General features: G+C 67.3%; 20 protein-coding genes. 15 read left to right on the top strand and 5 right to left on the bottom strand.

The genetic code is table 11. The annotated features are described in order from the left end of the window. The first annotated feature begins 192 nt into the window (after window positions 1-192). From OCH239_RS06220 to OCH239_RS06235, 4 genes are all read left to right on the top strand, one after another. Window positions 193-711 carry a GNAT family N-acetyltransferase gene (locus OCH239_RS06220; protein ID WP_051489331.1) on the top strand — a complete coding sequence of 173 codons (519 nt, stop codon included), beginning with the start codon at window positions 193-195 and terminating at the stop codon, window positions 709-711. A 125-nt stretch (window positions 712-836) separates the two neighbouring features. Then, window positions 837-1,685: a methylated-DNA--[protein]-cysteine S-methyltransferase gene (locus OCH239_RS06225; RefSeq protein WP_244430315.1), complete on the top strand. Its 849-nt coding sequence runs from the start codon at window positions 837-839 to the stop codon at window positions 1,683-1,685. Window positions 1,686-1,828: 143 nt separating this feature from the next. Continuing rightward, complete coding sequence (locus tag OCH239_RS06230; RefSeq protein ID WP_037260018.1) at window positions 1,829-2,503, top strand: YiaD family glycine zipper/OmpA-like lipoprotein; 675 nt, start codon at window positions 1,829-1,831, stop codon at window positions 2,501-2,503. Between the two features lie 93 nt (window positions 2,504-2,596). Then, on the top strand, window positions 2,597-3,142 hold the full coding sequence (locus OCH239_RS06235; protein WP_037260020.1) for an NADPH-dependent FMN reductase: 546 nt from the start codon (window positions 2,597-2,599) through the stop codon (window positions 3,140-3,142). A 12-nt stretch (window positions 3,143-3,154) separates the two neighbouring features. Here the strand turns inward: OCH239_RS06235 and OCH239_RS06240 are convergent, their stop codons facing one another. After that, window positions 3,155-3,778, bottom strand: coding sequence for a sugar transferase (locus tag OCH239_RS06240; protein WP_244430320.1), 624 nt, complete (start codon window positions 3,776-3,778; stop codon window positions 3,155-3,157). 874 nt (window positions 3,779-4,652) lie between these two features. Between OCH239_RS06240 and OCH239_RS06250 the strand changes: the two genes are divergently transcribed. The 6 genes from OCH239_RS06250 to OCH239_RS06275 all read left to right on the top strand — a co-directional run bounded on the left by OCH239_RS06250 (window position 4,653) and on the right by OCH239_RS06275 (window position 8,493). Then, window positions 4,653-5,267: a ribonuclease D gene (locus OCH239_RS06250; protein ID WP_037260025.1), complete on the top strand. Its 615-nt coding sequence runs from the start codon at window positions 4,653-4,655 to the stop codon at window positions 5,265-5,267. A gap of 10 nt (window positions 5,268-5,277) precedes the next feature. After that, window positions 5,278-5,877, top strand: coding sequence for an LPS export ABC transporter periplasmic protein LptC (gene lptC / locus OCH239_RS06255; protein WP_037260027.1), 600 nt, complete (start codon window positions 5,278-5,280; stop codon window positions 5,875-5,877). A gap of 20 nt (window positions 5,878-5,897) precedes the next feature. After that, window positions 5,898-6,395 (top strand): lipopolysaccharide transport periplasmic protein LptA, encoded by a 498-nt coding sequence (gene lptA / locus OCH239_RS06260; RefSeq protein ID WP_037260029.1) that lies wholly within the window; start codon window positions 5,898-5,900, stop codon window positions 6,393-6,395. A 2-nt stretch (window positions 6,396-6,397) separates the two neighbouring features. Next, entirely contained in the window at window positions 6,398-7,159 is a 762-nt protein-coding gene (gene lptB / locus OCH239_RS06265; RefSeq protein ID WP_037260031.1) for an LPS export ABC transporter ATP-binding protein, read from the top strand. Window positions 7,160-7,404: 245 nt separating this feature from the next. Next, the gene (gene hpf / locus OCH239_RS06270) at window positions 7,405-7,971 is read left to right on the top strand and encodes a ribosome hibernation-promoting factor, HPF/YfiA family (protein ID WP_037260033.1); all 567 of its coding nucleotides are present in this window, start codon (window positions 7,405-7,407) and stop codon (window positions 7,969-7,971) included. Between the two features lie 57 nt (window positions 7,972-8,028). Beyond that, window positions 8,029-8,493 carry a PTS sugar transporter subunit IIA gene (locus OCH239_RS06275; RefSeq protein ID WP_037260035.1) on the top strand — a complete coding sequence of 155 codons (465 nt, stop codon included), beginning with the start codon at window positions 8,029-8,031 and terminating at the stop codon, window positions 8,491-8,493. 51 nt (window positions 8,494-8,544) lie between these two features. On the opposite strand, the gene galE is transcribed toward OCH239_RS06275, so the two are convergent. The 3 genes from galE to cysQ all read right to left on the bottom strand — a co-directional run bounded on the left by galE (window position 8,545) and on the right by cysQ (window position 11,434). After that, window positions 8,545-9,528, bottom strand: coding sequence for a UDP-glucose 4-epimerase GalE (gene galE / locus OCH239_RS06280; RefSeq protein WP_037260037.1), 984 nt, complete (start codon window positions 9,526-9,528; stop codon window positions 8,545-8,547). A gap of 11 nt (window positions 9,529-9,539) precedes the next feature. Next, window positions 9,540-10,433: a UTP--glucose-1-phosphate uridylyltransferase GalU gene (galU, locus tag OCH239_RS06285; RefSeq protein WP_037260039.1), complete on the bottom strand. Its 894-nt coding sequence runs from the start codon at window positions 10,431-10,433 to the stop codon at window positions 9,540-9,542. Window positions 10,434-10,636: 203 nt separating this feature from the next. Continuing rightward, window positions 10,637-11,434, bottom strand: coding sequence for a 3'(2'),5'-bisphosphate nucleotidase CysQ (gene cysQ, locus OCH239_RS06290; protein ID WP_037260041.1), 798 nt, complete (start codon window positions 11,432-11,434; stop codon window positions 10,637-10,639). Window positions 11,435-11,655: 221 nt separating this feature from the next. On the opposite strand from cysQ, the gene OCH239_RS06295 reads away from it, so the two are divergent. Next, the gene (locus tag OCH239_RS06295) at window positions 11,656-12,252 is read left to right on the top strand and encodes a COG3650 family protein (RefSeq protein WP_037260043.1); all 597 of its coding nucleotides are present in this window, start codon (window positions 11,656-11,658) and stop codon (window positions 12,250-12,252) included. Here the strand turns inward: OCH239_RS06295 and OCH239_RS06300 are convergent, their stop codons facing one another. Then, window positions 12,253-12,858, bottom strand: a complete 606-nt coding sequence (locus OCH239_RS06300; RefSeq protein WP_037260405.1) for an alpha-ketoglutarate-dependent dioxygenase AlkB family protein — start codon at window positions 12,856-12,858, stop codon at window positions 12,253-12,255. It lies immediately after the preceding gene. 237 nt (window positions 12,859-13,095) lie between these two features. On the opposite strand from OCH239_RS06300, the gene dnaK reads away from it, so the two are divergent. The 4 genes from dnaK (at window position 13,096) to OCH239_RS06320 (ending at window position 19,154) form a co-directional block, all read left to right on the top strand. Continuing rightward, window positions 13,096-15,015, top strand: coding sequence for a molecular chaperone DnaK (dnaK, locus tag OCH239_RS06305; protein ID WP_037260045.1), 1,920 nt, complete (start codon window positions 13,096-13,098; stop codon window positions 15,013-15,015). 83 nt (window positions 15,016-15,098) lie between these two features. Beyond that, window positions 15,099-16,250, top strand: coding sequence for a molecular chaperone DnaJ (gene dnaJ / locus OCH239_RS06310; protein ID WP_037260047.1), 1,152 nt, complete (start codon window positions 15,099-15,101; stop codon window positions 16,248-16,250). A 185-nt stretch (window positions 16,251-16,435) separates the two neighbouring features. Continuing rightward, entirely contained in the window at window positions 16,436-18,466 is a 2,031-nt protein-coding gene (locus tag OCH239_RS06315) for an NADPH-dependent 2,4-dienoyl-CoA reductase (protein ID WP_037260049.1), read from the top strand. A 127-nt stretch (window positions 18,467-18,593) separates the two neighbouring features. Then, window positions 18,594-19,154: a type 1 glutamine amidotransferase domain-containing protein gene (locus tag OCH239_RS06320; RefSeq protein WP_037260051.1), complete on the top strand. Its 561-nt coding sequence runs from the start codon at window positions 18,594-18,596 to the stop codon at window positions 19,152-19,154. Window positions 19,155-19,283: the final 129 nt, after the last annotated feature.

Below are 19,283 nucleotides of genomic sequence, written 5' to 3' on the forward strand. Positions count from 1 at the left end.
TTTTTTGCCTGTGTCACTGCCTTGAGGGCCAATGTGACGGGGTTTGGCAGGGTCTGTCAAAGGCTTTTGTCACGATATGGCGGGAGTGGCCGGGATTTCCACAAGATATTGGAAAGCGGCTGATCGGAATCCGATCATTGACGCTGCGGCAAATCGCCCTGTCTTGTGTCTAAAGCCCCTCGGAGTTTCTTGATGCCCATCACAATCCGTCCCGTCTCTCCCCAGACGCCAGAAGCGCTCGCGCTGCTCGATGCCAGCCACGCGCTGATGCGCTCGCTGTTTCCGGTTCACGAGAACCACATGCTGGACCCCGAGGCGCTCGCCGCGCCCGGGGTCTCTTTTTACGGGGCGGAGGCGGAAGGCGCGCTGCTCGGCTGCGTCGCGCTGAAGCGGCACGCGGATTTCGCCGAGGTGAAGTCTCTCTACGTCGCGCCCGAGGCGCGGGGCCTCGGGATCGGGGCGCAGCTTCTCGACCATGTCGAGGCGGAGGCGGGCCGGGCGGGGCTCATGATCATGCGGCTCGAGACGGGCGACAAGCTCCTCGCCGCGACCGCGCTCTACGATCGCTGCGGCTATGTGCCGTGCGATGCCTTCGGCGACTACCCGGCCGGTGGATCGAGCGTTTTCTACGAGAAGGCGCTCGCGCCGTTGGACCAGGGCGTCCAGCAGCCGAGCGTGATGTCGGAAAGTCCCGTCTCGGGCCGGGTCTAGGCCCCGAACGCCGGCCATCTGAGGATCGGCGGGCGCATTCCCGACGGAGATGCGCAGGAAACGGGTCGCTGCGGTGCGGAGGATCGCGCTAGAACGGGGCAGACGCAGCCCCGAGAGGTCCGGCGATGACCGACATGACACCGATCCCCGAGCGCAGTTCCTACCATTTTGCGGTGATGCGCCGCGCCATCGACCTCGTGGACGAGATGGGGCCGCAGGCGCAGCTGAGCGACATCGCGCGGGCGATGGACATGAGCCCGGCGCATTTCCAGCGGCTCTTCTCGGAATGGGTGGGCGTCAGCCCGAAGCGCTACCAGCAATACCTGACGCTCGGCCATGCCAAGGCGCTGCTGCGCGAGCGGTTCACCACGCTCGAGACGGCGCATGGCGTGGGGCTCTCGGGCTCGTCGCGGCTACACGATCTCTTCCTGCGGTGGGAGGCGATGAGCCCCGGCGACTGGGCGCGGGCGGGCGAGGGGCTCGAGATCTTCTGGGGCTGGTTCGAGAGCCCGTTCGGCCCTGCGCTCGTCACAGGAACGGAGCGCGGCATCTGCGGCATCGCGTTCTCGGCCGAGGCGGGCGAGGCGGCGGCCTTCGCGGACCTGACCGGGCGCTGGCCGAGTGCGGTCTTCACCGAGGACCCGGAGCGCCTGCGCCCCTGGGTGCTGTCGGCCTTCGGGGCGGAGGGGGCGGCGCCGCTCTTCCTCATCGGGGCACCGTTCCAGATCAAGGTCTGGGAGGCGCTGATGCGCATCCCCTCGGGGCAGGTCACCACCTATTCCGAGATCGCGCAGGCCATCGGGCATCCCAAAGCGGTACGCGCGGTGGGTACGGCGGTGGGGCGGAACCCGGTGAGCTTCCTCATTCCGTGCCACCGGGCGCTGCGCAAGTCGGGCGGCCTTGGCGGCTATCACTGGGGGCTGCCGGTCAAGCGCGCGATCCTCGCCTGGGAGGCGGCGCGCGGCGAGGCTTGAGCGACGGGCACAATCTGTCATTGTGTCAGCGGATAACCGCCCACCGAACCGTCGTCGTTATCGCCTGACAGACGGGGGCGGGGTATACCGAATGCGATCCCGCATCCCTGCGGGAACAGAAATAAGTGAAACGAGGCACAGTCATGCTCCGCGCCAAATCTCCTCTCATCCTCGCAGCCGTGTCGCTGCTGGCGGTCACCGCCTGCACCGACCAGATGGGCGGGCTGAACGATCCCAACAATCCGCGCCGCAACACCCAGTCGGGCGCCCTGATCGGCGCCGGCGTCGGCGCGGGCATCGGCGCGCTGATGGGCAACGATCCCGAAGAGCGCCGTGCCAACGCGGCCGCGGGCGCCCTGATCGGCGGCGGCGCGGGCGCCCTCGTCGGCAACGAGCTCGACAAGCAGGCGGCGGAGCTGCGCAACTCGGTCGGCAACAGCCAGATCGACGTGCGCAACACCGGCGACCGCCTGATCGTGACGCTGCCGCAGAACATTCTCTTCGCGACCGACAGCGCCCAGGTGTCGCCGTCGATCCAGGGCGATCTGCGCGCGGTGGCGGGCAACCTGTCGCAATACCCGAACCAGACGATCCAGGTGATCGGCCACACCGACAATACCGGCGACGCGTCCTACAACTACGACCTGTCGCAGCGCCGGGCACAGTCGGTCTCGGGCATCCTGATCGCCAACGGCGTGCCGTCGACCCGCGTGCGCGCCATCGGCCGCGGCGAGGACCAGCCGGTCGCGTCGAACCTGACGCCCGAGGGCCGTCAGCAGAACCGCCGCGTCGAGATCGTGATCCTGCCGAACGCCTGATCGGTTCACATCGCGAGAGATGGGAGAACGCCGCGCTTGCCGCGGCGTTTTTTCGTTGCAGGTTAGCGCCCGGGAACAATGGGAGACCTGCATATGTCCGAACTGACCCTCGTCGGGCTCTGCGGTGCGCTGCGCGCCGCATCGACCAACCGCCTGCTCATGCACGAGGCCGTGCGCCGGTTCGGACCGGCGGAGTTCGTGGACGGCGACCTCGATCTGCCGCTCTATGACGGCGATCTCGAGGCGGAGGGGATCCCGGAGAAGGTGCAGGTGCTGTCCGACCAGATCGCGCGCGCCGATGCGGTGCTGGTGGTCACGCCGGAATACAACAAGGGCATCTCGGGCGTGATGAAGAACGCGCTCGACTGGATCAGCCGGACCGAGGGCAATCCTTGGCGCGACACGCCGGTGGCGCTTATGTCGTCGGCGGCGGGGATCGCGGGCGGGCAGCGGGCGCAGAACATGGCGCGGCTCTGCCTCAACCCGTTCCGGCCCTTCGTGCTGCCGGGGCCGGAGGTCTTCATCGGGCAGACGTCGAAGAAATGGGCCGAGGACGGAACGCTCGCCGACGAGGGCGCGGGGCGCCTCATCGACGAGCTGATGGGTCTCTTGCGCGAGGCGGCGCTGGCGCGGCGCTGATCGACAGGCCGGTCAGCAGCCGGTGCCGGCGATCACCACGCGGACAGTGCGCGCCAGGATCTTCACGTCGGTGGCGAAGGAGAGGTCGCGCAGATAGGCGGCGTCGAAGGTCGCCCGCTCGACGAAGCTCGCCTCGTTGCGGACGGAGGTCTGCCAGTAGCCGGTGATGCCGGGGCGCATCGCGTAATAGGCCGTGCCCGGATAGATGGAGCGCTGCTCCACCATCATCGGGCGCGGCCCGACGAGCGACATGTCTCCGCAGAGCACGTTCCAGAGCTGCGGCAGCTCGTCGAGAGAGGTCTTGCGGATGAGGTGGCCGACCGGCGTGATGCGCGGATCGCGGCGGAGCTTCTGGCACCGGTCCCATTCCGCGCGGGCGTCTGGATCGGCGGCGAGATGCGCCTCGAGCAGGCTGTCGGCGTCGGGCACCATGCTGCGCAGCTTCCAGATGCCGAAGATCGCGCCGTCGCGGCCGATCCGCTTCTGGCGGTAGAAGGGGGACTTCCCGTCGCTCATGATCAGAAGGCAGATCGGGAGGAGGAGAAGCAGGACGGGCAGCGCCGAGAGCAGCACGGCGATGACGTCGAAGAGACGCTTCAGGGCGGAGCGATACGGGGTCGGGCCCGACCGCGAGATTTGAGTACCGGTGTCCCGATCGCTGTACTCTTCACCATGAACCGGCGGACGCAATTGCAACAACACTGATACTCACTCCTTCGAGGCTGTTGGCGTGCGGGAGGCCCTGGAACCGATCGCCAGATCGTCCGGGGGCGGTGTGCGCGACGCGGACGGGGGTCTGGCGGTGTCTGGATGACGTCAGGACGTGCCTGACCGGTTTGGGCCTCTCTCACTCCAAAGGTAACCGCCAACTCGCGCCCCCACGGGCTGGCACACCAAAAAAGACAAAAATGTGGCTCATCGCCACGATTGGGTATGCAAATGTGGCGCTTTTTAGTCAATCGGGCTCACGAAGATACATCCTGCGCGTGCCGAAGGACGGCGCGCAGACCCGGAGGCGGGACGAGGAGCAGGCTGACCTGCGGCGCGGCGTCGAGCGGCGCGGCATCGAGTCTCGGACGTATCCTGTCGCGTGCACGACCGCTTACTGGTGCCGCATAGGCATCGGGGGGCGGCTCTGAGAGCCATTGTCGCGATTGGGGCGACGAAACCAGAAATATTGGAACAAAAGGCCGTCTGCATGTTGCGGATTTAGCGGCGTGCCAGGGCAGGAAGGAGGCGCGACCCGGCGGGGCGGGGGAGCGGCAGGCCTCGCGCTGCGGTTGATTTCAATGCGACGGCCAATGTTACAATTCGCCTCCTGCGGTCGCGGATTGCAAAGTGTTCGCGCCTTATTCTCGCCCGAATCTGGTCCGGATCGTGACGCCGTGGGCGCGGGCGCGCGTTTTTCGCCGGGATTCGGCGGCGCGGTGCCGCCGCCTTGCCTCGCCCCTGTGCCGCGTTTATGTGCGCCAAGCACAGCGCACACGATGAGAGATACCGGGGGCAGACGATGACCAACCACCTCTACAAGGGCGATCTGCCGGACGATCTCGACCTCGGGGCGGTCGTGGCGATCGACTGCGAGACGATGGGCCTCGATCCGCACCGCGACCGGCTCTGCGTCGTGCAGCTGTCGGGCGGGGACGGGAACGCGCATCTGGTGCAGGTCGCCAAGGGCCAGACCGAGGCGCCGAACCTGGTGAAGCTGCTGACCGATCCGGCGGTGCTGAAGCTCTTCCATTTCGGGCGCTTCGACATCGCGGTGTTGCTGCACACCTTCGGGGCGGTGACGGCGCCGGTCGCGTGCACCAAGATCGCGTCGCGCCTCGTGCGGACCTATACGGACCGGCACGGGCTGAAGGTCCTGCTGCAGGAGCTCTTGGGCGTCGACGTCTCGAAGCAGCAGCAGAGCTCGGATTGGGGGGCGGAGACGCTCACCAACGCGCAGGTGGACTACGCCGCCTCGGACGTTCTGCATCTGCACCGGCTGAAGGACGCGCTCGACGTCATGCTCGCGCGCGAGGACCGGCTGGAGATGGCGCAGGCGTGCTGGGACTTCCTGCCGATGCGCTCACGGCTCGACCTTGCCGGTTGGCCCGAGACCGACATCTTCGCGCATAGTTGAGGAGGCGGAGGTGGCGCGGAGCCAGGGACGCTATTCGCGCTACGTCGCCATGCTCAAGCTCGCGCTGCCGCTGGTGGCGCTGGCGCTTCTGTCCACGATCTTCCTCTTCGCGCGTGACACCGATCCCGCCGCCAACCTTCCCGTCCAGACCCGCGCCGATCTCGCAGGGCGGGCCTCCGAGATGGTGACGGATCCGAGCTATTCCGGGATCACGGATTCGGGCGCGATGCTGACGCTCAGCGCGCGGTCGGCGCGGCCCGACCCCGAGGCCGAGGGGCGGGTGCGCGCCGAGGGGCTCGATGCGGCGATGAGCTTCGACGACGGCAGCCGGATCGACCTCTCGGCTCCGGACGCGCGTCTCGACGACGGCGAGGACAGGATCGACCTGCAGGGCGGCGTGACGATCCGGAGCTCGCAAGGCTACACGCTCAGCACCGATGCGCTATCCTCAGCCATGAGCCGGATCTTTGCCGAGAGCGAGGGGCCGGTCGAAGGCACGGGGCCGGCCGGGACGCTGCGGGCGGGCCGTATGACGATCGAGGAGCAGGGCGCGGAGGGCGAGGTCCGCATGCTCTTCACGGATGGCGTCGAGATGGTATACGAGCCATGAGATATGAAAGGTCCTTCCGCATGATCCGTGCCACAATTCTTGCCGCCGGGCTGTCGCTCTGGGCCGGCATGGCCGCCGCGCAGGGCGCCGAGGTGGCCTTCGGCGGGATCCGGCAGGACAGCTCGCTCCCGGTGGAGATCAGCGCCGACCAGCTCGAGGTGAACCAGTCCGACGGCACCGCGCTCTATACCGGCGAGGTGGTGATCGGGCAGGGCGAGATGCGCCTCGCCGCGCCGCGGGTGCTGGTGGTCTACGGCGAGGCCGCGGGCCGGATCAGCCGGCTCGAGGCGACGGGCGGCGTGACGCTGGTGTCGGGCGAGGAGGCGGCCGAGGCCGACCGCGCCGATTACGACATCGATGCGGGCACGGTCGAGATGACCGGAAACGTGCTGCTGACGCAGGGCGACAACGCCCTGACGTCGGAGCGTATGGTGGTCGATCTGGACAGCGGCACGGCGCAGATGGCGGGACGGGTGCGCACGGTGCTGCAGCCGGGCTCCGCAGGCGGATCCGAGTAGCGATGTCCCCGAAACCCGATCTCAGCGTGGCGGACGGGCCGCACGGTTTGCAGGTGCGTCACCTGCGCAAGAGCTACCGCAAGAAGGTGGTGATCCGCGACGTGTCGATCTCGCTCGACCGGGGCGAGGTGGTGGCGCTGCTCGGGCCGAACGGGTCGGGCAAGACGACGAGCTTCTACGCCATCGCGGGGCTGGTGAATCCCGAGGGCGGGCAGGTGCTGATCGACGGGCAGGACGCGACCTACCTGCCGATGTACCGCCGCGCGCGGCTCGGCATCGGGTACCTGCCGCAGGAGATGTCGATTTTCCGCGGGCTGTCGGTCGAGGACAACATCCTGTCGATCCTCGAGATCGCGGAGCCGAAGGGCCACAAGCGGCGCAACCGGCTCGAGCAGCTGCTGAGCGAGTTCTCGATCGAGCATCTGCGCCGCGCGCCAGCGCTGGCGCTCTCGGGCGGCGAGCGGCGGCGGGTCGAGATCGCGCGCTGCCTTGCGGCCGATCCGAAGTTCCTGCTGCTCGACGAGCCCTTCGCGGGGGTCGATCCGATCAGCGTCGGCGATATCCGGCATCTCGTCTCGGACCTGCGCAACCGCGGCATCGGGGTGCTGATCACCGATCACAACGTGCGCGAGACGCTCGAGATCGTCGACCGCGCCTACATCCTGCATGACGGGCAAGTGCTGATGTCGGGCACGCCCGACGAGGTGGTCAAGAACGAGAACGTGCGCCGGGTCTATCTCGGCGACAGCTTCCGGTTCGGATGACGCCGTTCGGCGGCGACCGGGATTCGCCAACTTCGCTGCCGGATTCGTTTGACAGGGGCGCAACTTCGGGCCTCAATATTCGTCATGACGCTTTCAGTTCGGTCATGCCTGCCCCCTTGGCCCCGCCTCCCGGCGGCGCAGCAGGCGGTTCCGAACGGGGCGTCATGTGTCCCGACCGTAGCGATCCCTGAAGGCCGCATTCGCGGCCAGGTTGCGATCGCCTTTCTCTGAGGAGGGGAGATTCCATGCGTTACCAGATCACAGGCAAGCAGATCGATATCGGCGCCGCGCTCCAGACCCATGTCGAGACCCAGCTCTCGGCGATGCTCGAGAAATATGCCGGACGTCCCACGGATGCCAACGTGATCTTTTCGAAGTCCGCACATGAATATGTCTGCGAGACGATCATCCATCTCTCGACGGGAATCATGTGCACCGCGAAGGCCCACGCGACCGAGATCTACGCCGCCTTCGAGGCCTGTTCGGAGAAGCTCGACAAGCAATTGCGCCGCTATAAGCGCCGTTTGAAGGATCATCACAAGGACCGTGCGGCACCGGTTGAACTCATGCAGGCGGCCTCGTATATCCTCGCCGGATCAGGCCAGGGGGACGAGACGGAAGAGCCCGACTCGCTCCAGCCCATCATCGTGGCCGAGATGGAGACCAAGATCCCGTCGCTGTCCGTGGGAGAGGCCGTCATGCAGATGGAGCTCGCCGGCGCGCCGGTCCTGGTGTTCCGGAACGAGAAGAAGGACGGCGTGAACGTCGTCTATCGCCGCGAGGACGGCAACATCGGCTGGATCGATCCGTAACCGGCCGCAGAGACCTTGGAGCCGGGCGAGCCGCCCCGCGAAAGAGCAGGCGCGTAAATGAACGTTATTGACCTTCTGAACCCCGCGGCCGTCCGCGTGATATCGGGCGCGTCGAGCAAGAAGCGACTGATGCACGATCTTGCCGAGACTGCCGCGTCGGCCTACGGGGTCGACAACCATCAGACCGTCGAGGCGCTGATGGAGCGCGAGAGCCTCGGGCCGACGGGAGTCGGCCACGGTGTCGCGCTGCCGCATGCGCGTCTGCGCGGGCTCGAGCGCGTGGTGGGCTCGTTCATCCTGCTCGAGCGGCCGATCGACTTCGAGGCGGTGGACCGCCAGCCGGTGGACATCGTCTTCGGCCTCTTCGCGCCCGAGGATGCGGGCGTCGAGCATCTGAAGGCGCTGGCGCTGGTGTCGCGCACGCTGCGGGATGCGGGCTTCTGCAACAAGCTGCGGGCGAACCCGGACCCGGGGAAGCTCTTCACCATCCTCACCGAGGTCGCGCCGGTTCAGGCGGCCTGAGAACTCAGCGCCTCCGGCGACGGGCCGGGGGCGCTGCCGTTTCGGGCGGGGTCAGGGGGCGAAGCCGCCGCCCTGATGCCAGCGCCACGCATCCGCGATCATCTGCTGCAGCGTCGAATTCTTCGGCTCCCAGCCGAGCTCCTCGCCCGCGCGGGTCGAGCCCGAGACGAGCTTGGTCGCATCGCCGGCGCGGCGGGGCCCTTCGGTATAGGGCACTTCCATGTTTGTCACGGTCCGGGAGGCGTCGATCACCTCGCGCACCGAGAAACCGCGCCCGGTGCCGAGGTTGAAGACCCGGCTGCCCTTGCCGTCGAGCAACCATGACAGCCCGAGCACATGCGCGTCGACGAGGTCGCAGACATGCACGTAGTCGCGCACGCAGGTGCCGTCGGACGTGTCGTAATCGGTGCCGTGGATCGTCAGCCCATCGCGCTTGCCCTGGATCGCCTCGAGCATGACGGGGATGAGATGGGTTTCGGGCTCGTGCGCCTCGCCGACCTCGGCCTCGGGATCGGCGCCGGCGACGTTGAAGTAGCGGAAGATCACCGATTGCAGGGGATAGGCGTTCGCGAAGTCGCGGATCATGTCCTCGACCGCGCGTTTCGAAGCGCCGTAGGCGTTGAGCGGCTCCTGCGGGGTGTGCTCGTCGAGGACGACGTTGTCGTGCTCGCCGTAGGTGGCGCAGGTCGAGGAGAAGACGAGGTTGCCGCAGCCCGCCGCCACCATCGCCTCGAGCAGGGTGAGGGAGCCGCCGACATTGTTGCCCCAGTACTTGCCCGGATTGGACATCGCCTCGCCGACGAGGCTGAGCGCGGCGAAGTGCATGACCGCGACCGGCTGGTGCTCGGCGAAGGTGCGGTCGAGGGTGGCGCGGTCCGTCAGCTCGCCCTCGACGAGGGGGCCGAACTTCACCGCGTCGCGCCATCCGGTCGAGAGGTTGTCGTAGGTGACGGGCGTGAAGCCGGCGGCCTTCAGGGCCTTGCAGGCATGCGCGCCGATATAGCCGGCGCCGCCGGTGACCAATACGTTGGGCATGTCGTCCTTTCCTATTGCGCGGCCTTGTCGGAGGAGACGACCTCCTGGAGGTAGCGCCAGAGATCGTCCTTGAGCTCTTCGCGCTCGAGACCGAAGGCGACGGTCGCCTGCAGGAAGCCCGCCTTGGAGCCGCAGTCGAAGCGCTGGCCGCGGAAGCGCAGGCCGTAGACGCCCTCCGAGCCGCCGATCTCCTGTGCGATGGCGTCGGTGAGCTGGATCTCTCCGCCGGCGCCTTCCTTCATGTCGTCGAGGTTCTTGAGCACCTGCGGCGAGAGGATGTAGCGGCCGATCACGGCGAGGTTCGAGGGCGAGTCCTCGACCTTCGGCTTCTCGACCATGCCCTTGACCTGCACGAGCGATCCCATGTCCTCGGCGATGTCGAGGATGCCGTAGGAGGAGGTCTTCTCGCGCGGGACTTCCATGGCGGCGACCATGTTGCCGCCGGATTCGGCATAGGCCTCGACCATCTGCTGCAGGCAGGGCGTGTCGCCGGCGATGACGTCGTCGGGCAGCATGACCGCGAAGGGCTCGTCGCCGATGAGCTGGCGCGCGCACCAGACCGCGTGGCCGAGGCCGAGCGCCTTGTGCTGGCGGGTATAGGCGATCTCGCCCGAGTCCATGTAGGTCGATTCGAGGATCTTGAGCAGGTCGTCCTTGCCCTTCCGCCGCAGCTCTTCCTCGAGTTGGGGGGCGTGGTCGAAGTAATCCTCGAGCGCGCCCTTGCCGCGGGAGGTGACGAAGATGAATTCCTTGATGCCGGCGGCGCGCGCCTCGTCGATCGCGTATTGCACGAGCGGCCGGTCGACCAGCGTCATGATCTCTTTCGGCACCGATTTCGTGGCCGGGAGGAAGCGCGTTCCGAGACCCGCGACCGGAAAGATCGCCTTGGTTACCTTGTTCTTCATCAGAAGCTCCTCCGACGTCTGAGCTGGCAGGAATGCCCGTTTGGGTTGTGTTCTGGCACGGGACGATATGCCTAGGCTACCTCAAATTCGGACAATCCCCATATCCGAATGCAGTGTGGCATCAGTATGTAAGATTAGTGACATACACCCTTCAGGGCGGCGGCGCTTTCCCGCGCTCTGCCCGGGAAAGCGGCCGGCCGGCATCAGGGCTTCTTGAGGGACACGCCCGGGGCGTAGGCGATGAAGAAGGGGTTCTCGAAGCCGCGCTTGCCGTAGGTCAGGGGGGTATGGTCCTCGAAGCGGACGACCCGGCCGCCGGCGCCGTAGAGCACGGCGTGGCCCGCGGCGGTGTCCCATTCCATCGTGCGGCCGAGGCGGGGATAGAGGTCGGCCTCTCCGGTTGCGACGAGGCAGAACTTCAGCGAGGATCCTGCCGAGGTGCTGTCCTTGACCGCGTATTTGCCGATATAGGCGTCGGTCGCCTCGTCGCGGTGGCTTTTCGACGCGACGACGACCAGCGCCTCGGGGTCGGGTTTGGAGACGCTGAGGGGCGTCGTGTCGCCGACCACCTCTTTATGGAAGGCGCCGGTCTCCTCGACGGTCTTGCCGTCGGCGTCGGTGTAGAAGAGGCGGCCTTTGGCGGGGGCGAAGACGACGCCGCGGCTCGCCACGTTGTCCTCGACGAGGGCGATGTTGACGGTGAAGTCGCCGCGGCGCTTGACGAATTCCTTGGTGCCGTCGAGCGGGTCGACGATGAGGAAGGTGGCGAGATCCTGATCGTGGGTCTCGGCCTGCTCCTCGGTCACGACCGGAATGTCGGGGAAGGCCTCGCGCAGGCCGGCCGAGATCAGGCGGTCGGCCGCCTCGTCCGCCTCGGTCACGGGGCTCTCGTCGGATTTCGTCTTCACGTCGAAATCGTCGGCCTCGTAGATCTTCATGATCTCGTCGCCGGCTTCGAGGGCGAGGCGGCGCATCACGGTGGTGAGGTCAGCGTAGTTCAAGGTCTTGCCCTTTCCTTGGCGCAGGGGGCCGGTCCGGTCGGCCGGCGTTGCCCCCTTATGGTCACGGTGCGGGCGCGGCGGCAACCATGCGTGCCCGCCGCTGGCCCCTGATGAGAGGGAAACGCGCCAGGGAGCGTGCGGTTGCGGCGCTGCGTGGCAGACTTGGCGGGTCGGGGCCCTTGGGGCATGATCCGGGCATGCGTTTCGGGAGGGCCGTTTCCATGATCAGATCGCTTGCCGTCCTTCTTGTGGCCGCGGGACCGGCCCTGTCGCAGGAGAGCCTGCCGGCGCTCCATTCGGTCATCGGGGTCGCGGCGGACGACGTTCTGAACGTCCGGACCGCGCCCGAGGCCTCGGCCGAGAAGATCGGCGAGCTCGGGCCGGAGGCCACGGGAGTCGAGGTGATTGCGGTGCAGGATGGCTGGGGCCGGGTGAATACCGGCGAGCGGTCGGGCTGGGCGTCGCTCGATTTCCTCGAGGCGGAGCCGGGCGGGAGGCTGCCCGATGTGACGGAGTTTTCCTGCTTCGGGACAGAGCCGTTCTGGTCGCTCGACGTGGCCGCGGGTGGCACCTCGACGTTTTCCGAGCCGGAGGGCGAGGCGACCTGGCTGACCGGGCCGGTGCGGAGCGCCGAGGGGGTGCCCGGCCGCTTCTTCGCCGTGGTGGGCGGCGCGGCGGGCGGAACGCTGGCGCTTGCGATCTCGGCGGAGGAATGCGGCGACGGGATGTCGGACCGGCAGTACGGGCTCTCGGCGGCGCTGATCACCACCGGGGAAGGGGCGCGGACGCTGTCGGGATGCTGTTCGCTCTCCGAATGATCAGGTCACCACGCGCAGCGTGAGATTGATCCGCCCGCCCTGCGGCAGCAGCGTCGAGGAGCCGAAGCGGATGCGGTCGACGCCGTGATGGCGCAGGCGCGCCTCGCCGCCCATGACGACGACGTCGCCCGAGCGCAGCCAGAGGGATTCGGTCTTGCCGCCGCGCTCCTCGTTGCCCATCCGGAAGAGCCCCTCGTCGCCGAGCGAGACCGACACGACCGGCTGGGTGAAGTCGCCCTCGTCGCGGTCCTGATGAAGGCCCATCCGTGCGCCCTCTCCGTACCAGTTGATGAGGCAGCATTCGGGGGCGCGCGCCTCGGGCGCCACCGTGTCCCAGATGGCGAGGACCTCGTCCGGGATCGGCGGCCATGCCATGCCGTCCGGATGCGTCTCGGAATAGCGGTAGCCATTGCGGTCGGTGATCCAGCCGAAGCGGCCCGCGGCGGACATCCTGACCGACATGGGACGGCCCCGCGGGGTCACCGGCTGCACCAGCGGCGCCGCGCGCAGAACCTCCCGCAACGTCGCAACGAGGCTTTCCTGCGCGGGGCGGTCCAGAAAGCCCCGGTGGATGCGGAAGCCGCGGATGTCGAGAATGTCGCTCATGCAGGGGATCATCGCGCGGGGCGTGCGCCGGTGCAAACGGGCAGGGTCCGGAAAATGCCGGGGAATATGGCCAATGCGATCGGTACGCCCGCTTGCAGCCTATTTTTGCCCTCCCTATATACCGTCCGAACGCGGAACCGGGGCTTCCCGCATCCGCTGCCGCAACCGGGGCAGGATGCCACAACGGGTCCGACGCCTCGGAGCATCGCCTTGAAGACGAGAAGGGATCAAAAAGACATGGGCAAAGTCATTGGCATCGACCTTGGCACAACCAACTCCTGCGTCGCCATCATGGATGGCAGCCAGGCGAAGGTGATCGAGAACTCCGAGGGCGCGCGTACCACGCCGTCGATCGTCGCATTCACCGACGACGAGCGCCTCGTGGGTCAGCCGGCCAAGCGCCAGGCGGTCACCAACCCGACCAACACCATCTTCGGCGTCAAGCGCCTCGTCGGCCGTCGCAAGGACGACCCCGATCTGGCGAAGGACAACAAGAACATGCCGTTCGAGATCGTCGACGGCGGCAACGGCGACGCCTGGGTCCAGGCCAAGGGCGAGAAGTACAGCCCCTCCCAGATTTCCGCCTTCATCCTGCAGAAGATGAAGGAAACCGCCGAGAGCTATCTCGGTGAAGAGGTCACGCAGGCGGTCATCACCGTTCCGGCCTATTTCAACGACCAGCAGCGTCAGGCCACGAAGGACGCGGGCAAGATCGCCGGCCTCGAGGTGCTGCGCATCATCAACGAGCCGACCGCGGCTGCGCTGGCCTATGGCCTCGACAAGAAAGAGACCAAGACGATCGCGGTCTACGACCTCGGCGGCGGCACGTTCGACGTGACCATCCTCGAGATCGACGACGGCCTCTTCGAGGTGAAGTCGACGAACGGCGACACGTTCCTCGGCGGCGAAGACTTCGACATGCGGATCGTCAACTACCTCGCCGACGAGTTCAAGAAAGAGAACCAGGTCGACCTAACCAAGGACAAGATGGCGCTCCAGCGCCTGAAGGAAGCCGCGGAGAAGGCCAAGATCGAGCTGTCGAGCGCGAGCCAGACCGAGATCAACCAGCCGTTCATCTCGATGGGCTCCAACGGCCAGCCGCTGCACATGGTGATGAAGCTGACCCGCGCGAAGCTCGAGAGCCTCGTCGGTGACCTCATCAAGGCGTCGATCAAGCCGTGCCAGGCCGCGCTGAAGGATGCGGGTCTGTCCAAGGACGACATCGACGAGGTCGTGCTGGTCGGCGGCCAGACGCGGATGCCGAAGGTGATCGAGGAAGTGACCGCCTTCTTCGGCAAGGAGCCGCACAAGGGCGTGAACCCCGACGAGGTCGTGGCCATGGGCGCCGCCATCCAGGCGGGCGTGCTGCAGGGTGACGTGAAGGACGTGGTCCTTCTGGACGTGACGCCCCTGTCGCTCGGCATCGAGACGCTGGGTGGCGTGTTCACCCGTCTCATCGACCGCAACACCACGATCCCGACGAAGAAGAGCCAGATCTTCTCGACCGCCGAGGACAACCAGAACGCCGTGACCATCCGGGTCTTCCAGGGTGAGCGCGAGATGGCGGCCGACAACAAGATGCTCGGCCAGTTCAACCTCGAGCAGATCCCGCCGGCACCGCGCGGCATGCCCCAGATCGAGGTGACCTTCGACATCGACGCGAACGGCATCGTGCACGTCGCGGCGAAGGACAAGGGCACCAACAAGGAGCAGAAGATCACCATCCAGGCCTCGGGCGGTCTGTCCGACGAGGACATCGAGAAGATGGTGAAGGAAGCCGAGGAGAACGCGGAGTCCGACAAGAAGCGCCGCGATCTGGTCGACGCCCGGAACCAGGCGGAAAGCCTCATCCACTCGACCGAGAAGTCGATCGAGGACCACGGCGACAAGGTCGACCCGTCGACCGTCGAGGCGATCGAGCTGGCGATCTCGGCTCTCAAGGACGATCTGGAGAAGGACGACGCGGACAAGATCCGTTCCGGCATCCAGAACGTGACCGAGGCGTCGATGAAGCTCGGCGAGGCCATCTACAAGGCGCAGACGGCGGAAGCCGAAGGCGGCGAGAACCCCGATGACGGCGAGCAGTCGCAGGGCGGCAGCGACGACGACATCGTCGACGCCGATTTCGAGGATCTCGACGAAAACAAGCGGGCCTGAGGCCATAGCCTGCGGAACACATTGCGGGCCGGTCCGGACACCGGGCCGGCCTTGCCACGTTCCGCGCGCCAAGGAGAACAGACATGTCCAAGCGTGACTATTACGACGTTCTCGGCCTCTCGAAGGGTGCTTCTGCGGATGAGATCAAGAAGGCCTATCGCAAGAAGGCCAAGGAACTTCACCCCGACCGGAACGCCGACAACCCCGCTGCCGAGGGCCAGTTCAAGGAAGCGAACGAGGCCTACGACGTCCTCAAGGACCCCGAGAAGAAGGCGGCCTACGACCGTTTCGGCCATTCGGCCTTCGACGGCGGCATGGGCGGAGGCGGCGGCGGCCGGCCCGGCGGCATGGGCGGCGGTCAGGGCGACTTCGCCTCGGCCTTCTCGGACGTCTTCGACGACCTCTTCGGCGATTTCATGGGCGGCGGACGCGGCGGCCGGTCGCGCGCGGCCCGGGGATCGGACCTGCGCTACAACCTGCGCGTCGATCTCGAGGAGGCCTATAACGGCCTGACCAAGACGATCAGCGTGCCGACGAGCGTGCAATGCGGCTCGTGCGATGGCTCGGGCTCGGAAGGCGGCGCGGAGCCGACCACCTGCCCGACCTGTTCGGGCATGGGCAAGGTGCGCGCGACCCAAGGCTTCTTCACGGTGGAGCGGACCTGCCCCACCTGTTCCGGCCTCGGCCAGATCATCAAGAATCCCTGCTCGAGCTGCGGCGGCAACGGCCGCGTGCAGAAGGAGCGCCAGCTGTCGATCAACGTGCCCCCGGGCGTCGAGACCGGCACCCGCATCCGGCTCGCCGGCGAAGGCGAGGCGGGGATGCGCGGCGGTCCTCCGGGCGATCTCTACATCTTCGTCGAGGTCAAACGGCACGACATCTTCGACCGCGACGGGGTGAACCTGCAGTGCCGGGTGCCGGTGTCGATGGCCTCGGCCGCCCTCGGGGGCGATATCGAGGTGCCGACGATCGCGGGCGGCCGCAGCCGCGTATCGATCCCGGCGGGCTCGCAATCGGGCCGCCAGATGCGCCTGCGCGGCAAGGGCATGCCGGCGCTGCGCGGCGGCGGACATGGCGACATGTTCATCGAGCTTGCCGTCGAGACGCCGGTGAACCTGACCTCGCGCCAGAAGGAGCTCCTGCGCGAATTCGAGGAGCTGAGCGAGGACAACAACCCCGAATCCATGAGCTTCTTCAAGAGCGTGAAGAGCTTCTGGGACGCGATGAAGGGCTGAGCCCGGTATCGCGCGAACGGTGTATGCTCCGGACGTTGAAGCCTCGGCCCTCGGGTCGGGGCTTTTTTCTTTCGGGGCCACCCGGTCCTGCGAGCGGTTGACGCGGCGCCCTGTTACGTCACGTTGATCTCGACACCCCCCGCGCCCCGTGGAACCGTCCGGGCCACAGGCAAGGGAGGCCCGTCATGTCCGATCTCTACCCGCATATGCTCGCCCCGCTCGACCTCGGCTTCACCACGCTGAAGAACCGCGTGCTGATGGGGTCGATGCACACCAACCTCGAGGAGACGGGCAACTGGGACCGCGTCGCGGAGTTCTATGCCGCTCGCGCACGCGGCGGGGCGGCGCTGATGGTCACGGGCGGCATGGCGCCGAACCGCGAGGGCGGGGTGTTTCCGGGGGCGGCGGGGCTCTTTTCGGAGCAGGACATCGCCAATCACCGGGTGGTTACCGAGCGGGTGCACGAGGCGGGCGGCAAGATCGCGATGCAGATCCTGCATGCGGGCCGCTATGCCTACGGGCCGGAATGCGTGGCACCGAGCGCGATCAAGTCGCCGATCTCTCCCTTCAAGCCGCACGAATTGACCGAGGAGGGGATCGAGAAGCAGATCGCCGACATCGTCACCGCGGCGGTGCGGGCGCGCGAGGCGGGGTATGACGGCGTCGAGGTGATGGGCTCCGAGGGGTATTTCATCAACCAGTTCCTCGTCACGCATACCAACAAGCGGACCGACCGCTGGGGCGGGTCCTACGAGAACCGGATGCGGCTGCCGGTCGAGATCGTGCGGCGGGTCCGCGAGGCGGTGGGGCCGGACTTCATCCTGATCTACCGGATCTCGATGATCGACCTCGTGCCGGACGGCTCGACCTTCGAGGAGGTGGTGCAGCTTGCGACGGCGGTCGAGGCGGCGGGCGCGACGATCCTCAACACCGGCATCGGCTGGCACGAGGCGCGGGTGCCGACGATCGTGACCTCGGTGCCGCGGCGGGCGTTCGCGTGGGTGACGCAGAAGATGATGGGCCGCGTGTCGATCCCGATCATCGCGTCCAACCGGATCAACACGCCCGAGGTGGCCGAGGAGATCCTCGCCGAGGGCTGCGCCGACATGGTGTCGATGGCGCGGCCGTGGCTCGCCGACGAGGCCTTCGTGCAGAAGGCGGCCGAGGGGCGGAGCGCGGAGATCGCGCCCTGCATCGCCTGCAACCAGGCCTGCCTCGACCATACGTTTCAGGGCAAGATCTCGACCTGCCTCGTCAATCCGCGGGCCTGCCACGAGACCGAGCTGAACGTCGTCCCGGCGGAGACGCGCAAGCGGGTCGCGGTGGTCGGGGCGGGGCCTGCGGGCCTCTCGGCGGCGATCACGGCGGCGGAGCGGGGGCATGCGGTGACGCTCTTCGACAAGTCGGAGGAGATCGGCGGGCAGCTCAACCTCGCCAAGCAGATCCCCGGCAAGGAGGAGTTCTGGGGCCTCGTCGAGTGGTTCCGCACGACGGTGGCGCTGCGCGGGGTCGAGACGCGGCTCGGCCGGGCGGTGGATGCGGATGCGCTGGAGGACTTCGATACGGTGATCGTGGCGACCGGGGTCCTTCCGCGCGATCCCGGCATCGCAGGGCAGGAGGGGCCCAATGTCGCCTCCTATGTCGATGTGCTGACGCGGGCGGTGACGCCGGGCAAGCGGGTTGCGGTGGTCGGCGCGGGCGGCATCGGGTTCGACGTGTCGGAGTTCCTCGTGATGGACGGGACGAGCCCCACCGTGTCGCTGCCCGACTGGATGACGGAATGGGGCGTGACGGATCCCGAGGAGGCGCGCTCGGGCCTCGCGCCGCAGGGGCCGCAGCCCCATGCGCCGGCGCGGGCGGTGACGATGCTGCAGCGCAAGGCGGAGAAGCCGGGCAAGCGGCTCGGCAAGACGACGGGATGGATCCACCGCGCGGGCCTGCAGATGAAGCAGGTGCAGATGAAGACCGGCGTCACCTACGAGAAGATCGATGGCGAGGGGCTGCACGTGTCTTACGGCGAGGCGCGGGAGACTCCCGAGGTGATCGCCTGCGATACCGTGGTTCTCTGCGCGGGGCAGGTCAGCGAGCGTAGCCTTGCGGACGCGCTCGAGGCGCGGGGCGTCGAGGTGCACGTGATCGGCGGCGCGGATGTGGCGGCGGAGCTCGACGCCAAGCGCGCGATCGATCAGGGCACGCGGCTCGCCGCCGCGCTCTGACGGGGCGCGGGGGATTGCGCGAGGCCGGTCTTGCAGCGGGAACGGCCTCGCGCGCGGTCGCGTTTGTCTGACAAGCGGCACCGGGAGTGCCGACACAGACTTCAACGCGATACCGAAGGAGGCCATCATGCCCCGCATCGAGGACTCGAAAGTACTTATCATTGCGACCCATGGCTTCGAGCAGTCCGAGCTTGAAGTGCCCCGCGACGAGCTCAAGGACCGCGGCGCGGAGGTGCATGTCGCCTCGCTCGACGGCGAGCCGATCAAGGGCTGGGACGGCGACGATTGGGGCCGCACCGTGCCCGCCGACCTCAAGCTCGGCGATGCCGATCTCGGCGCCTATGACGCGCTCGTCCTGCCGGGCGGCCAGATCAACCCCGACATCCTGCGCGTCGAGGACAGCGTCCTCAGCGCCGTGAAGACGTTCCACGATGCGGGCAAGGTCATCGCCGCGATCTGCCACGCGCCGTGGATCCTGGTCGAGGCCGGTATTCTCAAGGGCCGCAAGGCGACGTCCTACAAGTCGATCAAGACCGACGTGAAGAACGCGGGCGCCGAGTGGGTCGACGAGACCGTGGTCGCGGATCAGGGAATCGTGACAAGCCGGAACCCTGACGATCTTGGCGCATTCGTTTCCAAGATCGTCGAGGAGATTCAGGAAGGCAAGCACGAGCGCCAGGCCGCCTGATCCCTTCGACATCCCTCATGTGTCCTTGGGCCGGGTGCTTATGCATCCGGCCCTTTTTTTCGAGAAACGGTTTCGGTGGGTCGCGCCTATGTCACGCTTTTTGCATATGTTTCCCGGGTCCATACATTG

Origin of the sequence: Roseivivax halodurans JCM 10272 (genome assembly GCF_000521785.1) — a bacterium.
Lineage (GTDB): Bacteria > Pseudomonadota > Alphaproteobacteria > Rhodobacterales > Rhodobacteraceae > Roseivivax > Roseivivax halodurans.

Coding starts and splice junctions, on each gene's coding strand:
- OCH239_RS06220 (WP_051489331.1), top strand. CDS start 193: ATGCCCATCACAATCCGTCCCGTCTCTCCCCAGACGCCAGAAGCGCTC.
- OCH239_RS06225 (WP_244430315.1), top strand. CDS start 837: ATGACCGACATGACACCGATCCCCGAGCGCAGTTCCTACCATTTTGCG.
- OCH239_RS06230 (WP_037260018.1), top strand. CDS start 1,829: ATGCTCCGCGCCAAATCTCCTCTCATCCTCGCAGCCGTGTCGCTGCTG.
- OCH239_RS06235 (WP_037260020.1), top strand. CDS start 2,597: ATGTCCGAACTGACCCTCGTCGGGCTCTGCGGTGCGCTGCGCGCCGCA.
- OCH239_RS06250 (WP_037260025.1), top strand. CDS start 4,653: ATGACCAACCACCTCTACAAGGGCGATCTGCCGGACGATCTCGACCTC.
- lptA (WP_037260029.1), top strand. CDS start 5,898: ATGATCCGTGCCACAATTCTTGCCGCCGGGCTGTCGCTCTGGGCCGGC.
- lptB (WP_037260031.1), top strand. CDS start 6,398: ATGTCCCCGAAACCCGATCTCAGCGTGGCGGACGGGCCGCACGGTTTG.
- hpf (WP_037260033.1), top strand. CDS start 7,405: ATGCGTTACCAGATCACAGGCAAGCAGATCGATATCGGCGCCGCGCTC.
- OCH239_RS06275 (WP_037260035.1), top strand. CDS start 8,029: ATGAACGTTATTGACCTTCTGAACCCCGCGGCCGTCCGCGTGATATCG.
- galE (WP_037260037.1), bottom strand. CDS start 9,528: ATGCCCAACGTATTGGTCACCGGCGGCGCCGGCTATATCGGCGCGCAT.
- galU (WP_037260039.1), bottom strand. CDS start 10,433: ATGAAGAACAAGGTAACCAAGGCGATCTTTCCGGTCGCGGGTCTCGGA.
- OCH239_RS06295 (WP_037260043.1), top strand. CDS start 11,656: ATGATCAGATCGCTTGCCGTCCTTCTTGTGGCCGCGGGACCGGCCCTG.
- OCH239_RS06300 (WP_037260405.1), bottom strand. CDS start 12,858: ATGAGCGACATTCTCGACATCCGCGGCTTCCGCATCCACCGGGGCTTT.
- dnaK (WP_037260045.1), top strand. CDS start 13,096: ATGGGCAAAGTCATTGGCATCGACCTTGGCACAACCAACTCCTGCGTC.
- dnaJ (WP_037260047.1), top strand. CDS start 15,099: ATGTCCAAGCGTGACTATTACGACGTTCTCGGCCTCTCGAAGGGTGCT.
- OCH239_RS06315 (WP_037260049.1), top strand. CDS start 16,436: ATGTCCGATCTCTACCCGCATATGCTCGCCCCGCTCGACCTCGGCTTC.
- OCH239_RS06320 (WP_037260051.1), top strand. CDS start 18,594: ATGCCCCGCATCGAGGACTCGAAAGTACTTATCATTGCGACCCATGGC.